Source organism: Dietzia aerolata (assembly GCF_014144865.1).
Taxonomy (GTDB): Bacteria; Actinomycetota; Actinomycetes; order Mycobacteriales; family Mycobacteriaceae; genus Dietzia; species Dietzia aerolata.
Genome location: NZ_JAALDM010000238.1, coordinates 1 through 6,340 on the forward strand (window position 1 = coordinate 1; position 6,340 = coordinate 6,340).

The 6,340-nt window shown below is 70.7% G+C and carries 3 protein-coding genes and 1 pseudogene; all 4 read left to right on the forward strand.

Annotated features, from left to right (window positions below):
- Nucleotides 1–124: 124 nt before the first annotated feature.
- A complete protein-coding gene (locus G6016_RS13600) occupies nt 125–640 on the forward strand; it encodes an SRPBCC family protein (RefSeq protein WP_182633171.1) in 516 nt (171 codons plus the stop codon).
- Between the two features lie 147 nt (nt 641–787).
- Entirely contained in the window at nt 788–4,639 is a 3,852-nt protein-coding gene (locus tag G6016_RS13605; RefSeq protein WP_338403614.1) for a Pls/PosA family non-ribosomal peptide synthetase, read from the forward strand.
- A gap of 45 nt (nt 4,640–4,684) precedes the next feature.
- Entirely contained in the window at nt 4,685–6,079 is a 1,395-nt protein-coding gene (locus tag G6016_RS13610; RefSeq protein WP_182633173.1) for a M1 family metallopeptidase, read from the forward strand.
- A gap of 10 nt (nt 6,080–6,089) precedes the next feature.
- A pseudogene (locus G6016_RS13615) lies at nt 6,090–6,340 on the forward strand (hypothetical protein); the annotation flags it as partial.

Below are 6,340 nucleotides of genomic sequence, written 5' to 3' on the forward strand. Positions count from 1 at the left end.
AGGTGGCGGGTGCGGCGCTGCGCGGCGAGGCGGCGGGGACGGGTCGGCCGCGAGGGGTTCCGCGGTCCGGTCGCCTGTGGTGTGCTGGTGGCGATCTCCCGAACGCACCCCCGAGGAGCACGTCATGACCGAACAGACCGGGCCGAACGGCGCCGACGCCGCATCCACCGACGCCGACGCCGGCCGCTTCGTGGTGGAACACGAGGTGGCCGTGCCCCCGGCGCAGGTGTTCGCGCTGCTGGCCGATCCCGCGCGCCACCACGAGACCGAGCCCGGCGACTGGGTACGCGAGGCGATCGACCCGGCCCCGATCACCGAGGTCGGTCAGGTATTCGGCATGAACATGGGCTTCCCGCAGGACGGGACGCCCTACACCATGCACAACCGGGTGATCGCGTTCGAGCAGGACCGCACCCTGGCGTGGGAGCCCGGCCAGTTCGACCAGAACGGCGAGCTCGGCACCGGCGGATGGATCTGGCGCTACGACCTCGAGCCCACGGCTTCCGGCACCCGGATCCAGCTGACCTACGACTGGAGCGCGGTCCCCGCCGAATTGCAGGAACAGTTCAGCCTGCCCCCGTTCCAGCCATCCTTCCTGGAGAAGTCGCTGCAGCACCTCGAGGCCGCGCTCACCCGCTGACTTCGGTTCGCCACCCACGCAGGTGGCGCGGCGGCGGACAAGGCGGCGAGAGGAAAGTGGGACCTGTCAGGGCCGCTCCGGCTCGGACCGCACCCCACCAGCCCCGTCCGCCTCTCAGTGTTTACCTACCCGGGATACCATGCGCCGGTGGCTCCCATCCCTGATCAGTATCTTCGCGGCCCGCACGCCCCCAGCCCGCGGACGCTAATCGACGTCATCGGCTCCGCAGCCGAGCGATATCCGGACGCACCGTGCATCGACGACGGCGACCGGGTCCTGACCTACAGTCAGGTCTGGGAGCAGATCCACGCCTCCGCGAAGTGGATGCACGAGCAAGGCGTCGGCGCCGGCGACCGCGTGGGCATACTCATGCCCTCCGGCGGTGTCGAGCTGTACCTGGCGATCCTGTCGACGCTGGCCGCGGGAGCCGCCTACGTGCCGGTCGACGTGGAGGATCCCCCGGAGCGCGCCGAGCTCGTCTTCGGTCAGGCTGAGGTCGCGGCGATCTACAAGGCCGACGGCATGGTCGTCACCGAGCCGGGGCGGCAGCTGGATCCCTCGCTCAAGCGCGGCCCGAACGGCGACGACGACTGCTGGATCATCTTCACCTCCGGCACCACCGGCCTACCCAAGGGCGTGGCCGTGAGCCACCGCAGTGCCGCCGCCTTTGTGGACGCCGAGTCCCGCATCTTCCTGCAGGACGCCCCGCTCGGGCCGAACGACCGCATCCTTGCCGGCCTGTCCGTGGCGTTTGACGCCTCCTGCGAGGAAATGTGGCTGGCCTGGGCGCACGGCGCCTGCCTGGTGCCCGCGCCGCGCTCGATCGTCAAGTCCGGAATCGACCTGGGTCCGTGGCTGCGGGATCGGCAGATCACGGTCATCTCGACCGTGCCCACGCTCGCCCAGATGTGGTCGGATTCCATGCTCGCCGGCATCCGCATGGTGATTCTCGGCGGCGAGGCCTGCCCACCCGAGCTGGCGGCCCGACTGGCCGGCGGCGGGCGCGAGGTGTGGAACACCTATGGCCCCACCGAGGCGACGGTCGTCTCCTGCGCCGCCCAAATGGACGGCATCGGCGAGGTCTCGATCGGACTTCCACTCGACGGCTGGGACCTCGCGGTTGTCGACGGCGAGGGGCAGCCGGTGAACTACGGCGAGTCCGGCGAGCTCGTGATCGGCGGTGTGGGGCTGGCGCGCTACCTCGACCCGGCCAAGGACGCCGAGAAGTACGCGCCCATGGAAACCCTGGGCTGGGAGCGGGCCTACCGCTCCGGCGACGTGGTGCGCCTGGAAGAGGACGGCCTCTACTTCAACGGGCGCGTCGACGACCAGGTCAAGATCGGGGGACGCCGACTCGAACTCGGCGAGGTCGACACGGCCGTCTCCGCACTGCCCGGGGTCAGCGCCGGCGCAGCCGCCGTCAAGAATACCGACGCCGGCCAGGCCGTCCTCGTGGCCTACCTCGTCGCCGAAAACCCCGACACCTTCGACCTGGCCGAGGCCGCCGGCACGCTGCGCGAGACCCTGCCGTCGGGCGTGGTCCCGCGCCTGGCACTGGTCGACGAACTGCCCACCCGGACCTCCGGCAAGGTCGACCGCGCCGCGTTGCCGTGGCCGCTTGCGCAGACCTCCGCCGCCGAATCCGACCTCGACGGCACCGAGGCATGGGTCGCCGAGATGTGGTCCTCGGCCCTGGGGGCCGACGTCTCCGGCGTCGACGAGGACTTCTTCGCCCTCGGCGGTGGCTCCCTGGCCGCCGCGCACGTGGTGGTCAAGATCCGCGAGCGCTTCCCCGAGGTCACGGTCAGCGACATCTACGACCGGTCCCGCCTGGGCGATTTCGCCGAGTTCCTCGACGAGCTCGACCCCGTGGCCGAGGTGGAGCCGCGGCACGTTGACCCGGTCGGCCGCGGCGCGCAGATCGTCCAGGTCCTGGCCACCATCCCACTGCTGACCGTGACCGGTCTGCAGTGGCTCACCTGGCTCGGGATCGCGAACAACATCGCCGCCGAACTGGGCGTCACCTGGGCGCGACCCGTCAACTGGTGGGTGCTGGCCGTCATGGCCGTGCTGCTCCTGCTCCCGCTTGGCCGCATGGTCATCACCGCCGGACTGTGCCGGCTCCTCACCGCCGGGGTGAAGCCCGGTACCTATCGCCGCGCCGGCTCCGTACACCTGAGGGTGTGGGCCGCCGAACGGTTGATGGACGCCTCCGGCGCCACGTCACTGGCCGGGGCCGGCTGGCTCACCGCACTGGCCCTTCTGCTGGGCGCCAAGATCGGGCGCGGCGTCGACATGCACACGCTGCCGCCGGTCACCGGCCTACTCACCGTGGGTGACGGCGCCTCGATCGAGCCCGAGGTCGACCTCGCCGGGCACTGGGTGGACGGCGACGTGGTACACATCGGCGCGATCGAGATCGGCGAGAACGCCGTCGTCGGTGCCCGCTCGACCCTGTTCCCCGATGCCAAGGTCGGCAAGGGTGCCCACGTGGAGATCGGCTCCGCGGTGGTCGGCAACGTCAAGGCCGGCAAGCGCTACGCCGGATCGCCCGCCCTCAAGCGTGGCAAGCGAGGCTCGAGCTGGCCGTCCGAACCCGCCCGGCACAGCCGCTGGTGGAGCATGGTCTACCAGGTGTCCGCCCTGGTCCTGGGCGGAATGCCGCTCGTGGCCCTGGCCGCCGGTCTGGCACTGGTGGTCTGGGGCTCACGCAACGCCGACGGACTCGCCCAGCTGGCCTTGCAGACCGCGCTGTGGTCGATCCCCGGCGCCCTGCTCGCGTTCGCCCTGTTCGCGGTGTTCACGCTCGTGTCGATCCGGTTGCTGTCGGTGGGCCTCAAGCCCGGCTTCCACCCGGTCCACTCGCGGACCGCGTGGCAGGCCTGGTGCAGCGAGCGGATCATGGACGCCGCCCGCAACTGGCTGTACCCGCTGTACGCCTCCATGCTCACGCCCATCTGGCTCCGGATGCTCGGCGCGAAGATCGGCAAGGACGTCGAGGCGTCCACCGTGCTGCTCATCCCGTCGCTGACCACGGTGCGCGACGGGGCGTTCCTCGCCGACGACACCATGGTCGCCCCCTACGAGCTGGGCTCCGGCTGGATGCGTCTGGAGCACGCGCAGGTCGGCAAGCGCGCCTTCCTCGGCAACTCCGGCATCGCCTCGGCCGGCCGCAAGGTCCCGGCCCGCGGCCTGGTCGCGGTGCTCTCGTCCGCCCCGCAAAAGGCCAAGAAGGGCACCTCCTGGCTGGGCTCGCCCCCGCAGAAGCTGCCGCGTGCCATCACCGACTCCGAGACCGACTCCCGCACCTACGAACCGCCGAAGCGCCTCAAGGTCGCCCGCGGTGCCTGGGAAACGCTGCGCCTGATCCCGGTATGGATGTCGTTCCTGCTCCTGGTGAGTGTGCTGGTGCTGATGCAGTCCGTGCACCAGCAGTGGGGCTTCGCCGTGGCCGCGGTGACCACCGGGCTGGTGCTCGCCTACGCGGGACTGGTCGCGCTGGTGATCGCGGTGCTCGCCAAGTGGGTGTTCGTCGGACGCATCAAGGCCGGTGAGCAGCCGCTGTGGTCGTCGTTCGTCTGGCGCAACGAGGTCGCCGATTCGTTCGTCGAACTCCTCGCCGCCCCCTGGATGGCTCGCCCGGCCTCGGGCACGCCGGTCCTCAACGCGATGCTGCGGCTGCTGGGGTCGAAACTCGGCCGCGGCGTGTGGTGTGAGTCGTACTGGCTTCCCGAAGCGGACCTGATCACCCTCGGCGACGGCGCGACCGTCAACCGCGGCTGCGTGGTCCAGACGCACCTGTTCCACGACCGGATCATGCAGATCGACACCGTCGAACTGGAGGACGGCGCCACCCTGGGCGCCCACTGCGTGACGCTGCCTGCGTCCTCGATCGGTGCCGGCTCGACCGTCGGCCCGGCGTCGCTGGTCATGCGTGGCGACCGCATCCCCGCCGGTACTCGCTGGCAGGGAAACCCGATCTCGCCGTGGCGGGGCTGACGCGGTCGGGGACGGCGGCGGGCCTCCATTAGACTCGCCCAGGTCATGGAACTCAGGGCAGTCAAAAGAGACCTCGTCGCCAAGATCGCGGCACCCCGCAACCCGTCGCGGGCAGACCCGGTGGACCCGTACCTGCCGACCGCCGGAAACCACGGCTACCGGGTCACCCGCTACGAACTGGATCTCACCTACAAGATGAGCTCCAACAACCTGCGCGGGCAGGCGGTCATCACCGCCACCGCGACCGAGCCGCTCAAGAGCATCCACCTCGACCTGTCCCCGCACCTGGACGTGTCCAAGGTGACGCTCGACCGCGGCCGGGTCGCCCGCTACACCCGCCCGCGCGGCAAGCTCAGCGTGACCCCGGCCGAGCCGCTCGCCGTGGGCGCGGCGTTCACGCTGACCATCCGCTACGCCGGCAATCCGCGGCCCATCCGCGGTGCCTGGGGCGAGGTCGGCTGGGAGGAACTGGACGACGGCGTGCTGGTGGCCAACCAGCCCAACGGCGCCGCCAGCTGGTTCCCCTGCGACGACCACCCCTCGTCCAAGGCCCCGTTCCGCATCCGGCTGAGCACGGACTCGCCGTACCGGGCCGTGGTGACGGGCTCGCTCGTCGGCAAGAAGCGCAGCGGCAGCATGACGGCCTGGGAATTCGACCTGCCCTACCCCACCTCCACCTACCTCGTGACGGTCAACCTCGGCCAGTACGAGCACCTGGAGGTCACCGGCGGTCCGGTCCCGTTCCGCGCCTACCTGCCCGCCGACCTCAAGCGCGGGTTCCGGGTGGCCTTCGACCGCCAGATCGAGATGATCGAGGTGTTCAGCAAGCTGTTCGGCCCGTACCCGTTCGACGAGTACAAGGTCGTGGTGACCGACGACGAGCTCGAGATCCCCCTCGAGGCCATGGGTATGTCGACGTTCGGCCGCAACACCGTGGAGTCCGGCGGCGCCGACGAGCGGCTCATCGCCCACGAGCTGGCCCACCAGTGGTTCGGCAACGCCGTGACCGCCGCCGAGTGGAAGCACATCTGGCTGCACGAGGGTTTCGCCTGCTACGCCGAGTGGCTGTGGACCGAGTTCTCCGGCGGCGCGGACGCCGGCAGCCACGCGCTGCGCTACTACTCCAAGCTGCAGAACTCGCCGCAGAACATCCTGCTGGCCGACCCGGGCCCGAAGGACATGTTCGACGACCGCGTCTACAAGCGCGGCGCCCTGACCCTGCACGCGCTGCGGCTGACCATCGGCGACCAGCGGTTCTTCGACCTGCTGCGCGCCTGGGTGGCCAAGTACTCGGGCAAGAACGTCACCACCGACGACTTCCTCCACATGGCCGCCGACCACGCACAGGTCGACCTGCGCCCACTGTGGAACGCATGGCTGTTCTCCGAGCCGCTGCCGCCCACCCTCGGCATGCCCGATGACCACCCCGGATCCCGCTGAGCAGGCGCCCATGACGGAAAGGTCCGGCGCGGTCGGAACAGGCGACGCCGCGGGCGGGGCGGCAGGCGGGATGCGCGCCCTGACCCTGGCCACCCTGTTCGCCGCGGCGTCCGGGTACCTGGTGATGCTCATCGCCGGCCGCGCCCTCGGCCCCGCCGACTACCCCCTGTTCGCCACCTACTGGGGCGCGTTCTTCGCCCTCGGCGGCGTCGCCAACGGCCTCATGCAGGAGGCCACCCGCGCGGTGCGGTCGGCGCGCCA